Consider the following 17,854-nt stretch of genomic DNA (forward strand, 5'->3'; position numbering starts at 1 on the left):
CACCATGTCGCTCAGATCGCTCCTGTGCACCACTGCCCTGTCCCTGGCCATCGCCGGGCCGGCGCAGGCGGCCCGCAGCCTCGAACAGATTCGCTACGCGCTGTTCCAGGACAACCTGGCGCCGGTGGAGGAGGACCTGCGTGCCCTGGCCGCCCGTGGCGACCTAGGCGCGACGCGACTGCTCGGCGAAGTGCTGGCGAGCCGCAGCCCGGCAAACACCGCACGCGCCATCGAACTGTTCAAGCAGGCCTTCGCCGAGGGCCGCGGCGATATCGGCGCACTGGTGCCACTGGCGCGCCTGGTGGACTACAAGCCGCGCTGGCAACAGGCCAACCGCGCCTACATGGATCAGGCGCTGCAGCGTTTCAAGGCCGGGCGCGACTTCATCAGCGTCGACACCCGCCTGGAAGTGTTCCTGGTCTTTCCCGAGCTGTTCGACGCGGCACAAGTCACGCAGTTGATCGACCTCTATGACCGTGCCTGCCTGGTGTATTGCCACGCCCCGCTCTACCGCGCCGTCGCGGCGGCCCGTGCCGGTGACACCGAGTCTGCTGACAGGTGGTTCCGCCTGGCGGTGGAAAGCGACCCGCGCGCCGTGTACCGCTACTACGATTTTCTCGGCGAGGCGCGCAACCAACGTTTCCGCGCGTTCGCCGAGCAACTGGCGCCGCGCATGGCCACCCTGCCGGTCGACCTGGTGCAGCGCATCGCCCAGCAACTGACCGAGGTGCGCAACGCCGAGATCAGCGCCTACAACAACAGCCGCCCGCTGTCGCGTGCGCAGACCGACGAGGAGAAACAGGCCCGCGAACTGAAGGCCCAGGCACACGCCAGCCTCATCGAACAGCTCGACCGCGAGGTGCTGCAGTGGCTGGACAACGCCATCGCCCGTGACTTCGGCCCGGCGATGGTGAGCAAGGCCAACTTCCTCATGACCGCTCCGGATCGCTACGGCCCGGAGCCGGTGGTGGACCTGGTCCAGCGCCTGGAACAGCGCCAGGGGCAGAACCTCAGCCTGAGCATGGCCGAGCGTGAGCAGCCCATCACCCCGCAACACATCAAGGCCCTGCGCGCCAGGCTGCACATGGTGCTGTGGCGCACCCTCGATCCGCACCTGAGCCAGCGCCTGATCGCCGAGCTGCAAGCCGAGCACTACCCCGAAGCCACGCTGCTCGAGGGCGACATGTACAACCAGGGCGTCCTGGACGAGCCCGATCAGGAACGGGCCCTGGCGCTGTACCTGCAGGAAGCCAGGGCCGGCTCGATCAACGCCCTGATGCGCATTGCCCGCCTCTACACCTATGGCCGCGCCATCTGCCGCGACAACGCCAAGGCCTACACCTTCGCCTTCGCCGCTCAGGAACTGGGCGATCAACGCGCAGCAGCGCTGACGCAGGCGCTGGGCTCCAGGCTGACGCCCGAGCAACGCACCGCCGCCACCCGTGATGGCAACCGTCTCATCGAGGAGTTCGCCCTGTGATCCGCCCCAACGCCCTGCGCTGCGCCGCCCTGTTGCTCGCTTGCCTGCCCCCGTTCCTGGCGCAGGCCGATGAGCTCGACAACCCGGCGGCCGAGGCCGGCAGCCTGTCGCCCGAGCTCGAACCGGTCACCTCGCTGCTGACCCACAAGCTGTTCATGCGCACCGGCTATGGTCCCGACGAGACCCGCCTCGGCGAGGATCGCCGCACCTTCTTCAGCCTGCGCTACGAGCCTTCCTACCGCTGGTACTCGCCCGAGCAGCGCTGGGCCAGGTGGGAGCTCTTCGGTCGCCTGTGGCTCAACTACGACACCGACCCGAACGCCCTGCAGAACACCGAGGGCAGCGACGAGAGCCTGAGCCGGCGTCGTCATGCCTACAGCGAGGCCCGCGAGTTCTACGCACGCCGCAACCTGCTCGGCGACGACCCGCGTTTCTCCGCCACCTTCGGCCGCCAGCGCTTCAGTGATCGCTTCGGCATCTGGTGGGACGACAGCATCGAAGCCCTGCGCCTGGACTACAACGACAGCTTCGCCAGCGGCTTCGTCGCCGTCGCCGAGAAGTTCTACTACTACAACTCCGACGACAATCGCCTCGACCCGCGCGACAAGAACATCCGCTACCTGATGGCCGAGTACGCCTGGCGCTGGCATGCCGATCACTGGATCGGCGCGCGCCTGCTGCACGAGGACGATCACTCGGGCAGCTCGGTGGATGATCGCCAGGACTTCGACGGCCTGCGCTACGGCATCTTCCTGCGCGGCGACACGCGCCAGCTGACCTCGCTGGTCAGCGACTACCAGCTGGAAGCCGTGCGGCTCGATGGCACGCAGGACATCACCCAGGCCAACGGCCAGCGTGAGCGCAGCGACAAGCGCGGCTGGGCGCTGGTCGGCGATGTCGGCAAGCGTTTCGAGAGCCTGCCCTGGACCCCGCGCGTCGGCCTCAGCGCCGGTCTCACCGACCGCCCGGACGACAGCGGCAACGACGGCTTCAGCCTCAACCGCATCCAGTCGGACCGGCGCAACGACCCCTTCAGCTACAGCAGCCGCCTGGTCAGCAACCTGGTCAGCGTCAACCTGAGCAACCTGGCGTTCTATGGCATCAGCCTGGAAACCCAGCCGACCGACCGCAGCCAGCTGGACATGCGCCTGAGCGATCTGCGCCTGCGCAATGCCTCCGCGCAGCTGCCACTGCGCACCACCACCGATGGCCTGGTGCGTGACAGCGGGTCGTCGCACCTGGGCCAGGTGCTGGACATCAATCACTACTGGCGCATGTTCCCGCTGGCCTACGACGGCAAGCGCATCCAGCTCAACACCCTGACCAGCCTGAGTTACTTCAGGGCCGGTAGCGCACTGGAGATCGGCGACGACTACCAGGTGACGCTGGGCATCACCCTGACCTACTGACCGAGAGCAGCGCCAGCATGATCTTCGCCTCCAATGTCTTCCTGTTCCTGTTCCTGCCGGTCTTCCTACTCTGCTATTACCTGGCCAGGGATCACTGGCGCTCCTACGTGATCGTGCTCGGCAGCTACCTGTTCTACGCCTGGTGGCGGCCCGATTTCCTGCTGTTGTTCGTCGCCATTTCCTACTGGAACTACTGGTTCGGCCTGCGCATCAAGGCACGAATCGATGCCGGCGAGAAGCAGATCGCCTTTCGCCTGCTGAGCGTCGGCGTGATCGGCAACCTGGCCACCCTCGGCTACTTCAAGTACGCCAACTTCGGTGCCGACGTGCTGGTCGCGGTACTCGAGCCGCTGGGTATCAATACCTTCACCCTGGAACACATCATCCTGCCGCTGGGCATTTCCTTCTATGTGTTCCAGGCCCTGAGCTACATCGTCGACATCTACCGGCGCAACGCGGAACCCACCGATCGCTTCGTCGATTTCGCCGCCTACATCGCCCTGTTCCCGCAGCTGATCGCCGGGCCGATCCTGCGCTACAGCCTGATCGACAAGCAGCTGAAGAACCGCAGCCACTCCCTGGAACTGTTTTCCCTGGGCGCCTGCCGCTTCATGCTCGGCTTCATCAAGAAGGTGCTGATCGCCGACTCCCTGGCGCCGATGAACACGCTGTTCATCGGCGGTGGCGAGCTGCAGATGGCGGACGCCTGGTTCGGCCTGCTGGTCTCCGCGCTGCAGCTGTACTTCGACTTCTCCGGCTACAGCGACATGGCCATCGGCCTGGGCATGATGATGGGCTTCCGTTTCGCGGAGAACTTCAACCAACCCTACATCGCGCAGAGCATCACCGAGTTCTGGCAGCGCTGGCACATGACCCTGGCCGACTTCCTGCGCGACTACGTGTACATGCCGCTGGTGCGCAAGCGCCTGGTCGGCATGCTCGTCGGCCTGGTCATCACCATGATGCTGTCCGGCCTGTGGCACGGCCCCAGCTTCGCCTTCATCTTCTGGGGCCTGTTCTTCGGCATCGCCATGGTCATCGAGCGCCGGCTGGGCATCGCCACCAAGATCAACACGCCCTACAACTTCTGGCGCAACGCGCGCTGCATGTTCGTCCTGGCGTCCTGCATGCCGTTGTTCTTCACCGGCGCCCTGCCCCACGCCCTGCAGATCTACAAGGCGCTGATCGGCCTCAACGGCTTCGGCTCGCTGGACCTCTACTGGTTCGGCACCTCGGCCATGACCATGACCTTCACCCTGATCGCCCTGCTGTGGATCGTCGTCGCCGGCTCGATCAACATCCGCTACTACGCCAACGCCGGCCAGCAGACGTACTTCATGCAGCACGTCAGCGGCGTCGGCATGCTCCTGCTGTGGCTTGGCTTCCTGCTGACGCTCACCCGTCTGGCGGCGAATTCCTTCTCCCCTTTCCTGTACTTCCAGTTCTGAGGTTGCCGACATGTTTCCGGTGATGAGTTCGGCCAGCAAGATCAACGGCATCCTGTTCTGCGTTCTGCTGTGCGGCATGTTCCTGTACTCGCTGCCTGCGGTGCTCGCGTTCTCCAGCACCCAGACCCAGGCCCTGTCGCTGTTTCTCGACGGCAAGCTGGTGCGCAAGTTCGAGCAGTTCTACGACAAGCGCCTGTTTCTGCGCGACCCATCCGTGGAGCTGTGGGCGAACATCCAGCAGGCGATCTTCCGCGAAGGGGCCAGCGGCGTGGTGCTGGGCCGCGATGGCTGGCTGTTCACCAACCAGGAGTACCTGCTGCCCAGCGACCTGGAGCAGAACCTGGACAAGCAACTGGCGCTGATCGACAAGGTCCACGCGCAACTGGCTCAGCAGGGCAAGCAGCTGATCATGCTGCCGGTGCCGATGAAGCTCGACACCTACGCCGAGCACTCGAGCTACGCGCCGGCCGAGCGAATCAGCAGCCTCTACCAGCAGTTCAGCCAGCGCCTGGCCGAGCGCGGTATCGACACGGTCGACCTGCGCAGCGCGTACCAGGACGTCGCCGCCGCCGAGCCGCTGTTCCTGCGCAACGACACCCACTGGAGCCCGAAGGGGGCCGAACTGGCGGCGCAGACCCTGGCCCGACAGTTCCCCCAGCTGCGCGGCGACACGCCCTACGTCACCCAGGCCGCCGGCGAAAAGCAGATCACCGGCGACCTGCTCAACTACCTGAAATTCGACCCCAGGCTGGCGCCCAGCTACTTCGAACCGGTGTACATCCAGCTCCATGAAACCCTCAAGCACGACAGCGGCGGCCTCGGCGCCAGCCTGTTCGGCGACGAGGCCATTTCCCTGGCGCTGGTGGGCACCAGCTACACGCGTATCGACGATTGGAACTTCGCCGGCTTCCTCAAGCAGGCGCTGCAGCGCGATCTGGTGACCGTCGCCCTGGAAGCGCGCGGCCCGTTCCAGTCCATGAACGAGTTCCTGGCCGGCCCTGCCGCCAGTGGCGACGAGGTGCAGACGGTGATCTGGGAGTTCCCCGTGCGCACCCTCCTCGCCCAACGCCAGATCCCTTCTCCCTGACATCTCCACCAGCCAGAGGTACCCCTATGCCCGCCCTCATTCTTCGCGTCATGACCCTGCTGCTGCTCGGCAGTGCTTGCGCCCAGGCCGCCCAGGACAGCAATGCCGACCTCTACGACCCGGTCGCCCCGGCCAACTCGGCCTTCGTGCGGGTACTGAACCTCAGCGACAGCAACGTCGAGGTCACGCTCAGCGGCAAGAACAAGCCCCAGTCCGTCACCGGCGGGCAGTTCGGCGGCTACCGTTTCGTCGCTCCCGGCGTGCAACGCATCACGGTCGCCGGCCAGGTGCTGGAGCGTGAACTCAAGGCCAATACCGCCAGCACGGTGCTCTATCGCGACGGCCAGCTGCAGCTGATCGCCGACCAGTTCGTCAACGAGCCGCGCAAGGCGCAGATCGCGTTCTACAACTTCACCGCCAAGCCGGCGGCACTGAAGACCCTCGACGGCCAGCATGTGGTGGTCGACATGATCGAACACGACCAGACCGGCAGCCGCATGGTCAACGAGCTGAAGATCGCCTTCGCCGCCTACGCCGGTGACGCCAGGCTGGTCGACTTCGACGAGCTGTTCCTGAAGAAGGGCCGCTCCTACAGCTACGCCCTCCTCCCGGCAGGCAGCGGCTTCCGCGCGATTACCCTGGCGAACAGCATCGACCCGACGGAATGACTCCCGACGGCCTAGCCAAACAAGTGAGCGGACGATGACCTGCAAACGCATGAAGCACCCTCTACTACTGGCGGTCGGCAGCCTGATCGCTGCCGGCGCTTGCGCCACGCCTGCCGTTGCGCAAGCCGAGCAGGCCGAAGATTGCCAGGACCTGCAATGCCTGATCTGCCCACGCCTCAGCGCCCCCGAGGAATACGCCGAGGGCAACATGAAGGCGCTCAAGCAGATCGTGCCTGGTAAGGATCGCTGGCTGTTTCGTTCGGAGGTCGACCTGACCAATGACTTCGGCATTCCAGCGGCTGCACAGCCGGAGTTCGCGCGCCTGATGCAGGCCTTCGCCAAGCACGGCACGCAGGTCGCGGTAGCCGTGCAACCGACCCGAGGGCTGATGCACCGCGCCCAGCTGCTACCCGGGCAGGCGCATGGTTTCGACTACCAGAAAGCCAGCGGCAGCCTGCGCCGGTTCCTGCAGCAGATGCGCGACGCCGGCGCCATCGTCCCCGACATCATGACCCTGGTGGAGAATCCGCCCAAGGACTTCTTCTTCCGCCGCGACCACCACTGGACCCCGGTAGGCGCAGAATCCACTGCCCGCCTCACGGCCGAGGCCATTCGCCAGAGTCCGGTCTATGCGCAACTGCCGCGCAAGGGCTATGTCACCGAGCAGACCCTGACGCTGTACAAGGACGGCACGCTCAACCTTGGCCTGGCGGCGATCTGCGGCAACCACTTCGGCTACCAGTTCGTGCCCGGTTACCAGACCGTGCCGGAGAGCAACGACGCCGCACTGCTGTTCGAAGAACAGCCCGACCCCGAAGTGGTGCTGGTAGGGACCAGCAACTCCGCCGCCCGCGAGGATGAAACCAAGCAGTTCAACTTCGACGGATTCCTCAAGCAGTACCTCAGCACCGACCTGATCAACTACGCACTGCCGGGCGCCGGCCAGGACGGCTCGCTGCTGGAATACCTGCAGTCGAGCAACTACTCGCCGGACAAGGCACCGAAACTGATCATCTGGGAACTGCCGGCCAACTACCGGCTGGACGGTGAGCTGACCTACCGCCAGCTGATCCCCGCCGTGAACGGCGGCTGCAAGGCCAGCGACAGCGTGCTGCAGGCCCAGCTGGAACGACCGGGCATGGGCCTCAACGACCGCCTCGAGCTGCTCAGCAACACGGGGGCGGCGCGTCAGAACCTCAAGGGCCGCGACGCCGTGCTCGACATCCGCATCAGCGATCCCAACATCAAGAACTTCTACATCATCACCTATTACGACAACGGCACCCGCGACAAGGTGTGGTTCCGCCGTGAAGCCATCGTCACGGGCGGGCAGTACTACCTCGAACTGAGCCGTGCCCCGGAATTCCGCGACGCCAACCTGCTGTCGGTGCTGCTCGAACCCACGCAGACCGTCGAGCAGCCCTTCAAGATCGAGACCAAGCTATGCCTGTGAGCACCCGTCTGACGGCCCTGCTGCTGTTGCTCTGCGCCTCGCTGGGCGCCAACGCGGCCCAGTCGATCTGGGCGCCGCAGTCGACGGCGGCGTCACGCCTGGTCGGCGACTATCGCCAGGAGCGCTGCCCGAAGACGCCGCCAGCCGCCTACACCGGCCACTTGCAGCTGGACAGCAAGTACGACCAGCGCGACCCCAGCAAGAGCCGCCTGGTCGCTCGGCAGAGCAAGGACACGCAGCGCATCCGCAAGCAGGTGCAGGGCTATATCGGTGGCCTGATCAAGGCCGCCCAGGTGTTCCAGCGCACGCAAAAGGCCAACGAGGCCAACATCGCCCTGGCCTGCCTGGACCAGTGGCTCGACGCCTGGGGCAGCCGCTCGGCCCTGCTCAGCGATGACGCCAGCAAGACCGGCGTTGCCTCGCGCAAGTGGGCCCTCGCCGCCATCGCCTCGACCCTGCTCAAGGTGCAGGCGCTGAGTGACCAGCGCTATCGCTTGAGCCCCGTGCAGACGCGCTGGCTGCAACAGCTGTCCGCCAAGGTGATCGCCGAATACGAGCCTCGTCGCCACGACAGCGGCATCTACTTCAACAACCACGACTACTGGGCCGCGTGGGCCGTCGCCGCCACCGCCATGTTGCTCGATGACGACAAGGGCCTGGCCTGGGCAGACGTCGCCCTGCGCCGGGCGTTCAGCCAGCTCGCCCAAGGTAAGGGGGACTATGAGTACCTGCCACTGGAAGTCGCCAGAGGACGCCTGGCCGCCGACTACAGCCATTACGCGCTGGTGCCGCTGATGCTGCTGGTCGAGGCAGCGGAATTCAACGGTCGCCCGCTCAGCGAACAGGAGCGCAGCCAGCTCGCCGGCCTCGCCAACTTCGCCGCTCGCGCCGTGCTGGAGCCCGGGACCGTCGCCGAACTGAGCGAGCGCCAGGCCGATGTCGGCCCGCACAAGATGGTCTGGCTGCTGCCGTTCCTCAACCGCTATCCGCAACATCAGTGGGGCCGCCGCCTGTACCAGGCACACGGCGAGGAGATCAACCACTACAGCCAGGTAGGCGGCGACCTCAAGCCGCTGTATCCCCGGCCCAACTGACCCAGGATTGTCGCCATGTCACAGGCTCTGACCCTTTCCCGCGCACTGCTGCTGATGACCTGCACCCTCAGCCTCGCGGCCCTCGGTGCGCCAGCGGCCCTGCACACGCTCGACCCGCACTGGCAGCAGCAGCAACAGCAGCGCAGCAGCACGCAGATCATGCAGCGCAGTCAGCCTCCTGTACTCGACATGCAGGCCCCCGGGAAGCGCGGCAGCGTCACCCTGGAGCCCATGTACTCCGCGCAGGCCGGCAGCTGGCCGTTCGAGCCGTTCGTGCACAACGGCCTGTTCCGCGCCATCGCCAGCTACCAGGCGCAACACCCGCGTGCCGTGGTGATCCGTGGCGGCAGCATCACCCTGGAGCAACTGCGCACGCAGCTCAACGATGCCCGGGTCCTGGGCCGCCATGACGACGGCTACCTGCTCAGCTACCCGCTGATGATCGCCGACGATGCTGCACTGCTGATCGACGACCAGGTGCTCTACCTGTTCGGTCCATCCGGCACGGCACTGATCAATCAGGGGCTGCTGCGCGTGCAGAACTCAAGGCTGCAGAGCTGGAGCGACGGCCGTGCCACGGACACCGACCGCCCCACCCGCCCCTTCATCATGAACTGGGCCGGCAGCCGCCTGCAGATCGAGACCTCGCAACTGGTCAGGATCGGCTACAACGCCAACCTCTCGCGCGGCGTCAGCAGTGGCCTCAGCCCGCACCAGTCGGCGAATCGCCCTCCGGCACAGATCCTGATCGAGGGTAGTCGCTTCGAGGAAATGGCCAGCGCGCTGGAGCTGAATCACAGCCAGGCACTGGTGCGTGGCAACCAGTTCATCAGGCAGCAGCAGTACGCCATCGACCTCGGCAACAGCCGCTTTCTGCTTGCCGACAACCGCATCGACGGGGTGAAGAACAACAGCGGCGTGCGCGTCAGCGGCAGCAGCAGCGGACGCATCCAGAACAACCTCATCCTGCGCGCGGGCAAGAGTGCCATCGAAGTCAGTGCGCAGCACGGCGCCCTGCTGATACAGGGCAACCGCCTGGGTGCATCCCTGGGCTACGGCCTGATGCTGCGGCAGATCGGCGATGGTTCAGGGCTGCTGGTCCAGGACAATCTGATCGCCAACAGCAGGCTGAGCGCCATCGACGCAGCCGAACTGAGTGGCGCGCTGATCCTCGACAACCGCATTCATTCGACACCGGAATACGCCATCAGCCTGCGCAACGCCCAACCCAGCGCCGGCCAACTGGTCATCACCGGCAACCGCCTGGAAAGCATCGGCAAGGCCATGATCCGAGTAGAGGGCATGCAGGACACCATATTGGGCGACAACCACTTCAAGGCCACTCCGCTGCTGCAGAACCTGCTGACAGGCGACCTGCTGCCGCTGCAAAGCCAGATACTCGACAGCACCGTGCGCCGTCGCTGCCACCTGCAGATCTCGCAGTTCCAGGGCGCAGAGGCCGACCCGACTGACGCCCCGACCTGCAGCAACTAGCCGACGCGGACCGATCGACGGAACACCGCAGCTAACGATGCTCGACCTTCAACTGGCTGAAGGTCGCCGCTCCCGCATTGGTTTCATTGCCGCTGTTGTCGAGGGTGTAGACCCCCGCCTTGAAGTACAACGCATGGCTCGCCCATGCCTTGTTCAAGCTGCGACTCCAGGTCTTCACCGCTCCGCCCGGCTCGACCAGGCCAATACTCAGCGTGCCGTTCTTCGCCAGGTGAATTTCATAGCTGAAGTCCTGATCCAGCCTCACCTTGCTCGACAACACGATCTTCAACGAATCGGCGTCGGCAGGATGCCCGCGAAACGCGATCACCACGTTGCCGTAACCCGTCTGCGGCACATACTGGTAACCCAGCATCAAGGGCGGTGAAGTGCCCTGCTTGGAGTGAATCTGCGAGAACGCCAACATGCCGCTGGCAGGCACCTGAGTGATTCTGGCAGTCGCGCTCAGCACATCGGTCGCAGCAGTGTAGGACCAGTTCCGCAGCGTGCCATCGGCATAGGTTTCCCTCAGTTCGCTGCGCGGGTACACCGAGTTGCTGGTGGTAGAGCCATTGGCCGGCGCCCAGAAGAAAATCCGCCCGTCGCGGGACTGAAAGTAGTCATCCTGATACCCGCCGACCAGGAGAGGCGTATCGATGACAGTCGCAGGCACGCCTACGGGAATGGTGAGGTTCCAGGTGGCAAGATCGATCATGACTGAACTCCATGGATAAAACGGCCAACGCAGGCCTACTCAGTCCCGCCAGACCGCCGCCCCACGAGAACGCGAGCACGACCTCCGACTTGCAACCGAGCTTATCGCCGGGTTCAGCGGTGATTAACGACCACTCATCATTATTTTGGCGCTGCTTTTTTGACTAACGCCGCAAGCCGGTTGAACACCCCGCCCTTTGCCTCATCGCATAACGATTCCTTGACTGGGAGACAGCGTCGAGCCCTCACAGGATCGACCGTTTCCACTCCCCGAGAGGATGCAAGGAATGTGAGCGAGTCGAAGGTTTATCGACGCCAAAGGTGCCGGCACGCCTCGTCGATACGCCAAAGCGCAGGGGTTTTGACGCTTTGCACGCCCCAGAAAACAAAAGCCCCGAAACGCTGGATGTTTCAAGGGCTTAAGCTTGAGATATGGCGGGAAGATGGGGATCTTGAACCCGTTTTAACCGCTGCCCGTTACTACCCTTCCCTGCCCAACGCTAGCAAAATCAGGGGTTCCGTCTCATCGCAGCTGCCCACTGATGCCCTATGTCGCCCGTTAACTTCGCCACTTTATCGACACACTGCCTAGACAGTCGTGTTGGCCATCGGTAGCGTCTAGCCACCAACACACCCTGGAACATCCGACCTGAGCAGCTCTGCGTGTCGCGTTCCGCCTATGCGAGCCGTGTCTTCATTCTGGCCTAGGACCTGGCGCCTCTCCGGGGAGGTGATCAGACAGCAGCGGTCATGTCATGCGACGGCAAGGTCGCCTAACTAATAGGCATGCACTAAAGGAATAGTATGCGCTCAGCAAATCTAATAATTACTGGTGGCATCGCTGCACTCTCTACATGCCTCGCCATCTATGCCTTCCCAGTTGGGACAAAGGAGCTTCATCGTTGGGCTCTGGTGCTGGGAGCGTTTGCAAGCATTGCGTGCATCTCATGGCTATTCTTTGGCGCGCTCCTTTCATCAAAAAATAATAGCCTTAAAGGCCAGACACTCATCTTGCTTGGCTATGTATCTGCTCTTGTACTGTGTGCTATATCTGGCAGTAGTTTCGGCGCTTTATACTTTATAATGCACGCAGAAAAAGTCGACTTCATAACGGCTTTCAAATCTACTGCTATCGTCATGCTTGGCGGCTACATTATAGCCACTGCGATATTCGGCTGGGCACTTGTTTATCTGAAAAGAATCCGCACCACATAACGCATGAAGAAAGAGCTAAAGGGGACAGATTTATTTTCGATGGGCGATCGCAATAAATAAATCCGTCCTTTTTCATCCCCACCAACCAAGCATCATACACCTTATGCAGTTACCGATTGAACTTGATAATGCCTTAAGCTTCACTCATGGATTTCTCAAGGCACTAGAAATAGTTGCGAACAGAAAAGCAGGAATCTCTGTAGGCATTTATAAGAGCAACGGAACGCTAGAAGCCGACCTAGCCTTGTACCTCAAGAAGTGCAAAATCCAATACTCAACAATAAAAACATCACTTTCAAACCGCGACGAATTTATTAAAAAATCCTGGAGCCCGCTAGACACATCACTCTCTCACCTATCTCCTACCGTCCGAGAAGACCTGAAGTGGCAATTCGAAGAATGCGTCGGCCTGCTTTCTACCGCAATTGATGAACATGGACCGTTCAACCCTCTCTTCAGCGCTCCAATTCATGAAGTTAAATTAACAAGTGACAATGAATTTCCTCTGCACACTCTTGAGATCGGCGGTTGGACACTTGTATTTTCCGGCGAATACAGCGCATAACAACATGTTGAAGCCGCTCGCCGGACAGACCTAACACCAACCCCATAATCAGACATCAGGCATTTATTTTGCGAAAACTATTGGAATCTGACAGCCTTATCCAGGTAAATCTGATAGCTAGCTACCTGCAAAGCAATGGCATAACTGTAAAAATACTGAACGAACACCAGAGCTCCATCCGCTCGGTTATTTCCTTTAACAAACCCATACACCCTGAACTCTGGGTACACCCCGAACAGTTTGAAGCTGCTGCCAAACTTGTCGGCCGATTTCAATACGAACAAGAATCAAATTATTCGCAAAGCGAAGCCGAGTGGCGGTGCAAAAACTGCAAGGAAAGCAACCCTAGCAACTTCATGTCTTGCTGGGCCTGTGGAAGCCACAATTAATCTTCCTTATGATTTACGGCTTGAATACCGGTTGAGCACGCCTAACAAGCGGCTCAATCCGTCTGTTTCCCTCACTGGTACAGGCTAACACCTGCGCCTTAAGTAAACGTCATGCCTGATTAATATGTAGACCATAGAAGAGATAGCTATGACTAAGCATGTTGGCTCTTGTCTGTGCAGCACAGTGAAATTTGAGATCCATGGAGATTTCGACAGCTTTTACCTGTGCCACTGTAAGCACTGCCAAAAGGACACTGGCTCTGCTTATGCATCAAATCTGTTTTCGCAGTCAGCTAAACTGACCTGGCTGGCGGGTGTAGATTCTGTGACATCCTTTACGCTTCCAGGCACCCGCCACAGCAAAAGCTTTTGCAGGTCGTGTGGCTCAGCATTGCCCAGCACTCAACTTACAAACCTGCTCGTTGTTCCTGCGGGTTGTTTGGACACAGAAATTGCTACGCTGCCGACTGCGCAAATTTTCACATCAAGCAAAGCAGTATGGGGTCGGGCGACTGGTGATGTGCCAGAGTTCAAAGGGCTGCCAGAGTAAGAGAAGCTCACCTTCTTGCATAGCAGCTAGAATCTGCCCCTGAACCAAACATTAGGTGCCCAGGATGATTGTCTTCGCTTTGTTTGTTTGCTTCGTTGTGGCTACCACGGCGCTCGCCTTTGCAAAGCTGAGGCCCAAGGGTGCCTCCCCCGATCGCATCCGTGCATTTGATCGCTGGACCTGGTTGCTCGCTGCAGCTGCGGCGCTGGCCAGTGCTCTGTTCGCCTGGCCTGTCGATACGGACTCGATGGACAGCCTCTGGCGGCCTGCAGCGGCAGCGTTCAATGCATCAATCGCCTGGGCAATGGTGCTCCTGGGTGCAACGGCCATTCGGTACACCCTCTTCCGTGGGCAGCACACCTGATCACTGGAAAGCAGTGAGCGTCGAACCCGTTTGAACTGCTGTCCGTTACTGCCCTTCCCTGCCCAACACTAGCAAAACTGGGGCTTTCGCCCCTTCTCTTCTGCCCATTGCGGTCCCGTGTCGCCCGTTGATTTCGACACTCAACTAGACAGGTTGGTCAGGGCCGGATAGGTTCTGAGCGTTAGTACGGCCATAGGAATTTTTACTCGTGACAAGGAAATTTTTTTGGGTTGACCCTTACTGCACAAGCTATGAGGCTACCGTCAAGTCTGTTTTGGGACCTGAGGTTAAGCTCGACTCTACAATCTTCTTTGCCTTTTCGGGCGGCCAAGATAGTGATCGGGGAACGATTGGCGGAGTTAAAGTTATTTCGGCCCAAAAAGAGGGGCGTGACATTATTTATACGCTCCCAGATGATCACGGACTAATTCCTAGTCAAAGAGTTCAAGTCGAGATCGATTGGGTTCGCCGGCATAGGCTGATGCGTTTGCATTTTGCAGCAGAGCTTGTACTTGAACTCTTCTATAAAGAATTTGAGTCGGCAGATAAAATCGGCGCACATATTACTCAGGATAAAGCCAGGATTGATTTTTACTGGCCTGAGAGCATATCTCCTCTATTACCAAAACTTACTGAAGAAACCAATCGGATCATTGCCTCTGACGTGGAAATACGAACAGGTTATGACGATGAGGAAAACGAAAGACGCTATTGGGAGATTGAGGGATTTTCTCGAGTACCTTGTGGCGGAACTCATGTGCGCCGCACTGGCGAAATCGGTTCCGTCAGACTAAAGCGCGTCAACATTGGCAAAGGAAAAGAGCGTGTAGATATATATCTGCAGGACTAGCTGAAATATGCAGGACATTTCTATCGCCCTTTAAGTCGCTCGCTTCGCTCACCGGTACAGTCTAGATCCTACAAGAAACATGGACGGAAAAAGGGGACAGGCTTTTTGGACAGGTGAGCGCACTAAATAAATCCGCCCCCTTTTTCCTTGAGATGTGTCAAGTTGAGCAAATTAGCTCCAAGAATATTGGTAGTTGGTGCAGGTGCGAGCGGGTTAGCGTTTGCACTTGAATGCGCTTTCCGTGGAACGAAGGTCCGAATAGTCGATAAACGCCCTTCAAGATCGATGATCGAAAAAGCAACGGGTGTTGCTGCGGGGGTATGGAGCCAGCTGGAAAAATTTGGCATCTCGCCCAAAAGCGTGGCAAGTGCTATCCCAATGCGAAATTTTGCTTTCTACGATGATGGGGCATTGGTCGCAAATGTTCCGGTGCCAGAAATTGACGGTGAACCACCCGCACAGCTATTTCCGCAAGGGGAGTTGGAGTTGCACCTTGAAATGGTGCTCTGGTCAAAAGGGATAGCTGTCGAATACGGCACGGAGTTCGTTTCATTCGAAGAAACAGAATCCGCAGTAGATGTTAGGCTGAAAAGCACTCACCAAGCGGAAGAAGGTGTTGAGCCCTTTGATTGGTTGATTGGTGCAGATGGCGCTCACAGTAAGGTGCGCGCAATTGCGAAAATACCGTTGATAGGCCGAAGCTATCCGGAGCAATGGTCTGTTGCAGAGGTGGCTACGAATCAGTGGCCTTCCACAGCTCAGGCGCAACTGTATCTACAGTCGAACGGCGTAGGTCTGTTCCTGTCGCAGCCGAAAGCTGGTGTCGTACAAGGTATTCTCAATGCCAAAAACGTTGCTGACCGGCTTCGCGAGCATTTCGAAGATTCCGAAATTCGCTACGAACGTCACTTCAATGTGGCTCTGAAGCGCGTCTCAACGCCGAGAAAGGGCCGAATCTGGTTAATTGGTGATGCCGCGCACCTACAATCGCCGGTGGGCGGTCAAGGGCTCAATCTCGCCATCTGGGACGGAGCCACGCTCGCCGAGGGCTTGATGGCCGGAAATCTGAACGTTGAGAACATCCTTGCAGCACGTGCGAAAAGAGTCCTGTTTTTTACAGATTTCGACTACCGTATGTTGGCCACAAAGAGCAGGTTCATTCGGTATCTGAGAAATCAATACTGGGCGTATGCCGCAAAACACCCGGGAATAGCGAAATGGTTTTTCAAAATTATATCCGGCGTTTGGTAATGAGTGTTTCCACCCAAGCATTTGGCGGAAGATACACTGAACTCTCGTAGTGTCGGTAATTCATGAGTCTAACTAGTGGCTAAAACCGTTCGCTTCGTTCTCTGGGACGGGCTAAAGCCCGCCCCTTAACCAAACGTTAGGTATCCATGTCAAAATTATTATTACTCACTCTTTTAACTATGGCCGGGACCGCAAATGCAAAAAATGAATGTCCAGAAACGCCGGCCAACCAAGTAGCTATTACTTCAGCCCCACATGCTATTGAAGCAACTAAAAAAGCAATGCTAAAAATACACAAAGCCGATTACTTAGCAAGCTTTGAACCATTTACAGCAGAAAAAAACAATAACATCTGGTATGTATACGGAAGCCTCTCGCCAGACACGTTCGGAGGGACTCCAGAAGGTGAAGTTTGCGCAACAACTGGCAAGGTACTGGACATTTATCATTCCCAATAGTCCTCTAACTAGTGGTTCATATCATTCGCTTCGCTCACTGGAACGGGCTAAAGACCGCCTCTTAACCAAACGTTAGAAAGGAAAGGGGGACTAATTTACTTCTGACTGGCGAGCACAATAAATCCGCTCGATATTTGATGGCTCTTTCCCTAGCTCCGCGTCAGTTCCTATTATTCAACTGATACCGGGATTTGCAGTCACGTTTTCTTAGGCTTCCACCCTTCTCTGCAAATGAACAAATCCAGTCCTCTGGCCTGTTCTGCTCACCGATTACCATGATCTTCTGTTCTTCCGGCGCTTTCGGGTTTGTTCGTATGGCTCGGCGGTGCCCCACTCTCTCGCGTCGACAAGGTTTATCGCGCCCTTCGGGGTGTAGTTCTGATCGTTGAATACGGTTTGCTTGGTGGCCGGGCTGTCTGAGCTAGTGGGTTGCTCAGCTCGCTGTCGAGACATTGCGTCTCACCTTGCCTGCTCTTCCACGATCTTGTCCCAGTCGTTTCTGGGCGTTGGCTCTGGTCGGGTGATCTCGGCAACCGGCTTTGGCTTCGGTTGCTGACTGTTCGTAGCCAGGTTCGTGACTGTGTTCTGCATGAAGGCCTGGCCGACCAGTGTGAGCGCACCAAGGGTGACGACCATGCCTATCACCCCGGCTAGCACCACGCCCATGTTGCCGCGTTTGCGAGGTCGACTGGTCAGCCATTCGGGGGCGTCGTCTCTGTCAGCCTTCATCCTTGAATCTCCCTTCCGTGCGGGCGTACCAGCGCTTGGCTACTTCCTGGGTGATCGCTATCCCGCGTTCTGATCGGTCAAGTTTCGGTTGGCCTCGTCGCAATCGGAGCTGGAACAGCAGATACACCGGCACTTCAAGCAACACGGCCAGTTCAGCAGTTGCCTGAACAGCTTTGACAAGGCCCTGGGTGAGTCTCGCTTGCCAGTACCTGCTGGCCAGTCATCACACCTGCTATGGCACACCTTCGCCAGTCGGTTCGTGATGAATGGCAGGAAAATCCTGACCCTGCAGAAGATCCTGGGCCACACCACCCCGGCCATGGCCCTGCGCTATACGCACCTGACGCCGGATCACCTGCAGGATGCCATCAGCCTCGGCCACGCTAGCGATCACCGGCGCTTTCTCGGCATCATCACCCCCATAGCCATATCGAAGCATGGGGGCATCATGCGTGACTTCGTTCAACAGCAGCACAAGGCCAGGCAGCATGATGAATTCTTGCAACGCAAGATTGCCGCTGCCAGGGCATCGCTAAAGACTGGTCGTGGTCGTTCCAATGACGATGTAGAGGCTGAGTTTGCCGCTCGTCGTAAGCACCTGGCCAGGATGTACCCGCCGACTCAGGGATAACCTGCAGT

19 protein-coding genes are annotated in these 17,854 nt (G+C 59.6%); 17 read left to right on the plus strand and 2 right to left on the minus strand.

Features of this window, described 5'->3' with window-relative positions; translation table 11 throughout:
• Positions 1–4 precede the first annotated feature (4 nt).
• From FIV02_RS15705 to FIV02_RS15740, 8 genes are read left to right on the plus strand one after another with little or no spacing between them, the layout of a single operon-like run.
• Complete coding sequence (locus FIV02_RS15705) at positions 5–1,480, plus strand: sel1 repeat family protein (RefSeq protein WP_152489144.1); 1,476 nt, start codon at positions 5–7, stop codon at positions 1,478–1,480.
• Positions 1,477–2,889: an alginate export family protein gene (locus tag FIV02_RS15710; protein WP_152489145.1), complete on the plus strand. Its 1,413-nt coding sequence runs from the start codon at positions 1,477–1,479 to the stop codon at positions 2,887–2,889. Before FIV02_RS15705 ends, FIV02_RS15710 begins: the two co-directional genes overlap by 4 nt.
• A gap of 17 nt (positions 2,890–2,906) precedes the next feature.
• Positions 2,907–4,337 carry an MBOAT family protein gene (locus tag FIV02_RS15715; RefSeq protein WP_152489146.1) on the plus strand — a complete coding sequence of 477 codons (1,431 nt, stop codon included), beginning with the start codon at positions 2,907–2,909 and terminating at the stop codon, positions 4,335–4,337.
• 10 nt (positions 4,338–4,347) lie between these two features.
• Complete coding sequence (locus tag FIV02_RS15720; protein ID WP_152489147.1) at positions 4,348–5,424, plus strand: alginate O-acetyltransferase; 1,077 nt, start codon at positions 4,348–4,350, stop codon at positions 5,422–5,424.
• Positions 5,425–5,450: 26 nt separating this feature from the next.
• On the plus strand, positions 5,451–6,092 hold the full coding sequence (locus FIV02_RS15725; RefSeq protein WP_150605721.1) for an alginate O-acetyltransferase AlgF: 642 nt from the start codon (positions 5,451–5,453) through the stop codon (positions 6,090–6,092).
• Positions 6,093–6,126: 34 nt separating this feature from the next.
• Positions 6,127–7,545, plus strand: a complete 1,419-nt coding sequence (locus FIV02_RS15730; RefSeq protein WP_256662975.1) for an alginate biosynthesis protein AlgX — start codon at positions 6,127–6,129, stop codon at positions 7,543–7,545.
• Complete coding sequence (locus FIV02_RS15735; protein ID WP_172979167.1) at positions 7,536–8,639, plus strand: polysaccharide lyase; 1,104 nt, start codon at positions 7,536–7,538, stop codon at positions 8,637–8,639. Before FIV02_RS15730 ends, FIV02_RS15735 begins: the two co-directional genes overlap by 10 nt.
• 15 nt (positions 8,640–8,654) lie before the next feature.
• Complete coding sequence (locus FIV02_RS15740) at positions 8,655–10,133, plus strand: right-handed parallel beta-helix repeat-containing protein (RefSeq protein WP_152489148.1); 1,479 nt, start codon at positions 8,655–8,657, stop codon at positions 10,131–10,133.
• A gap of 31 nt (positions 10,134–10,164) precedes the next feature.
• Here the strand turns inward: FIV02_RS15740 and FIV02_RS15745 are convergent, their stop codons facing one another.
• Positions 10,165–10,845 (minus strand): polysaccharide lyase family 7 protein, encoded by a 681-nt coding sequence (locus FIV02_RS15745; protein ID WP_152489149.1) that lies wholly within the window; start codon positions 10,843–10,845, stop codon positions 10,165–10,167.
• Positions 10,846–11,648: 803 nt separating this feature from the next.
• Here FIV02_RS15745 and FIV02_RS15750 point away from each other — a divergent pair.
• The 8 genes from FIV02_RS15750 to FIV02_RS15785 all read left to right on the plus strand — a co-directional run bounded on the left by FIV02_RS15750 (position 11,649) and on the right by FIV02_RS15785 (position 16,486).
• Complete coding sequence (locus FIV02_RS15750; protein ID WP_152489150.1) at positions 11,649–12,059, plus strand: hypothetical protein; 411 nt, start codon at positions 11,649–11,651, stop codon at positions 12,057–12,059.
• A 103-nt stretch (positions 12,060–12,162) separates the two neighbouring features.
• Entirely contained in the window at positions 12,163–12,624 is a 462-nt protein-coding gene (locus FIV02_RS15755; RefSeq protein ID WP_152489151.1) for a hypothetical protein, read from the plus strand.
• 80 nt (positions 12,625–12,704) lie between these two features.
• Complete coding sequence (locus FIV02_RS25320; protein ID WP_371923284.1) at positions 12,705–13,013, plus strand: DUF2007 domain-containing protein; 309 nt, start codon at positions 12,705–12,707, stop codon at positions 13,011–13,013.
• Positions 13,014–13,161: 148 nt separating this feature from the next.
• Positions 13,162–13,563 carry a GFA family protein gene (locus FIV02_RS15765; RefSeq protein WP_152489152.1) on the plus strand — a complete coding sequence of 134 codons (402 nt, stop codon included), beginning with the start codon at positions 13,162–13,164 and terminating at the stop codon, positions 13,561–13,563.
• Positions 13,564–13,627: 64 nt separating this feature from the next.
• On the plus strand, positions 13,628–13,927 hold the full coding sequence (locus FIV02_RS15770; RefSeq protein WP_152489153.1) for a hypothetical protein: 300 nt from the start codon (positions 13,628–13,630) through the stop codon (positions 13,925–13,927).
• A 208-nt stretch (positions 13,928–14,135) separates the two neighbouring features.
• Positions 14,136–14,777 carry an alanyl-tRNA editing protein gene (locus FIV02_RS15775; protein ID WP_152489154.1) on the plus strand — a complete coding sequence of 214 codons (642 nt, stop codon included), beginning with the start codon at positions 14,136–14,138 and terminating at the stop codon, positions 14,775–14,777.
• A gap of 186 nt (positions 14,778–14,963) precedes the next feature.
• The gene (locus FIV02_RS15780) at positions 14,964–16,028 is read left to right on the plus strand and encodes an NAD(P)/FAD-dependent oxidoreductase (RefSeq protein WP_256663134.1); all 1,065 of its coding nucleotides are present in this window, start codon (positions 14,964–14,966) and stop codon (positions 16,026–16,028) included.
• Positions 16,029–16,174: 146 nt separating this feature from the next.
• Positions 16,175–16,486: an NTF2 fold immunity protein gene (locus tag FIV02_RS15785; protein ID WP_152489156.1), complete on the plus strand. Its 312-nt coding sequence runs from the start codon at positions 16,175–16,177 to the stop codon at positions 16,484–16,486.
• A gap of 459 nt (positions 16,487–16,945) precedes the next feature.
• Here the strand turns inward: FIV02_RS15785 and FIV02_RS15790 are convergent, their stop codons facing one another.
• On the minus strand, positions 16,946–17,215 hold the full coding sequence (locus FIV02_RS15790) for a hypothetical protein (RefSeq protein WP_152489157.1): 270 nt from the start codon (positions 17,213–17,215) through the stop codon (positions 16,946–16,948).
• Between the two features lie 88 nt (positions 17,216–17,303).
• On the opposite strand from FIV02_RS15790, the gene FIV02_RS25030 reads away from it, so the two are divergent.
• Positions 17,304–17,846 carry a tyrosine-type recombinase/integrase gene (locus FIV02_RS25030; RefSeq protein WP_047589304.1) on the plus strand — a complete coding sequence of 181 codons (543 nt, stop codon included), beginning with the start codon at positions 17,304–17,306 and terminating at the stop codon, positions 17,844–17,846.
• The last annotated feature ends 8 nt before the right edge of the window (positions 17,847–17,854 follow it).

The sequence above is a fragment of the Pseudomonas sp. THAF187a genome, from assembly GCF_009363395.1.
GTDB lineage: Bacteria > Pseudomonadota > Gammaproteobacteria > Pseudomonadales > Pseudomonadaceae > Aquipseudomonas > Aquipseudomonas khazarica.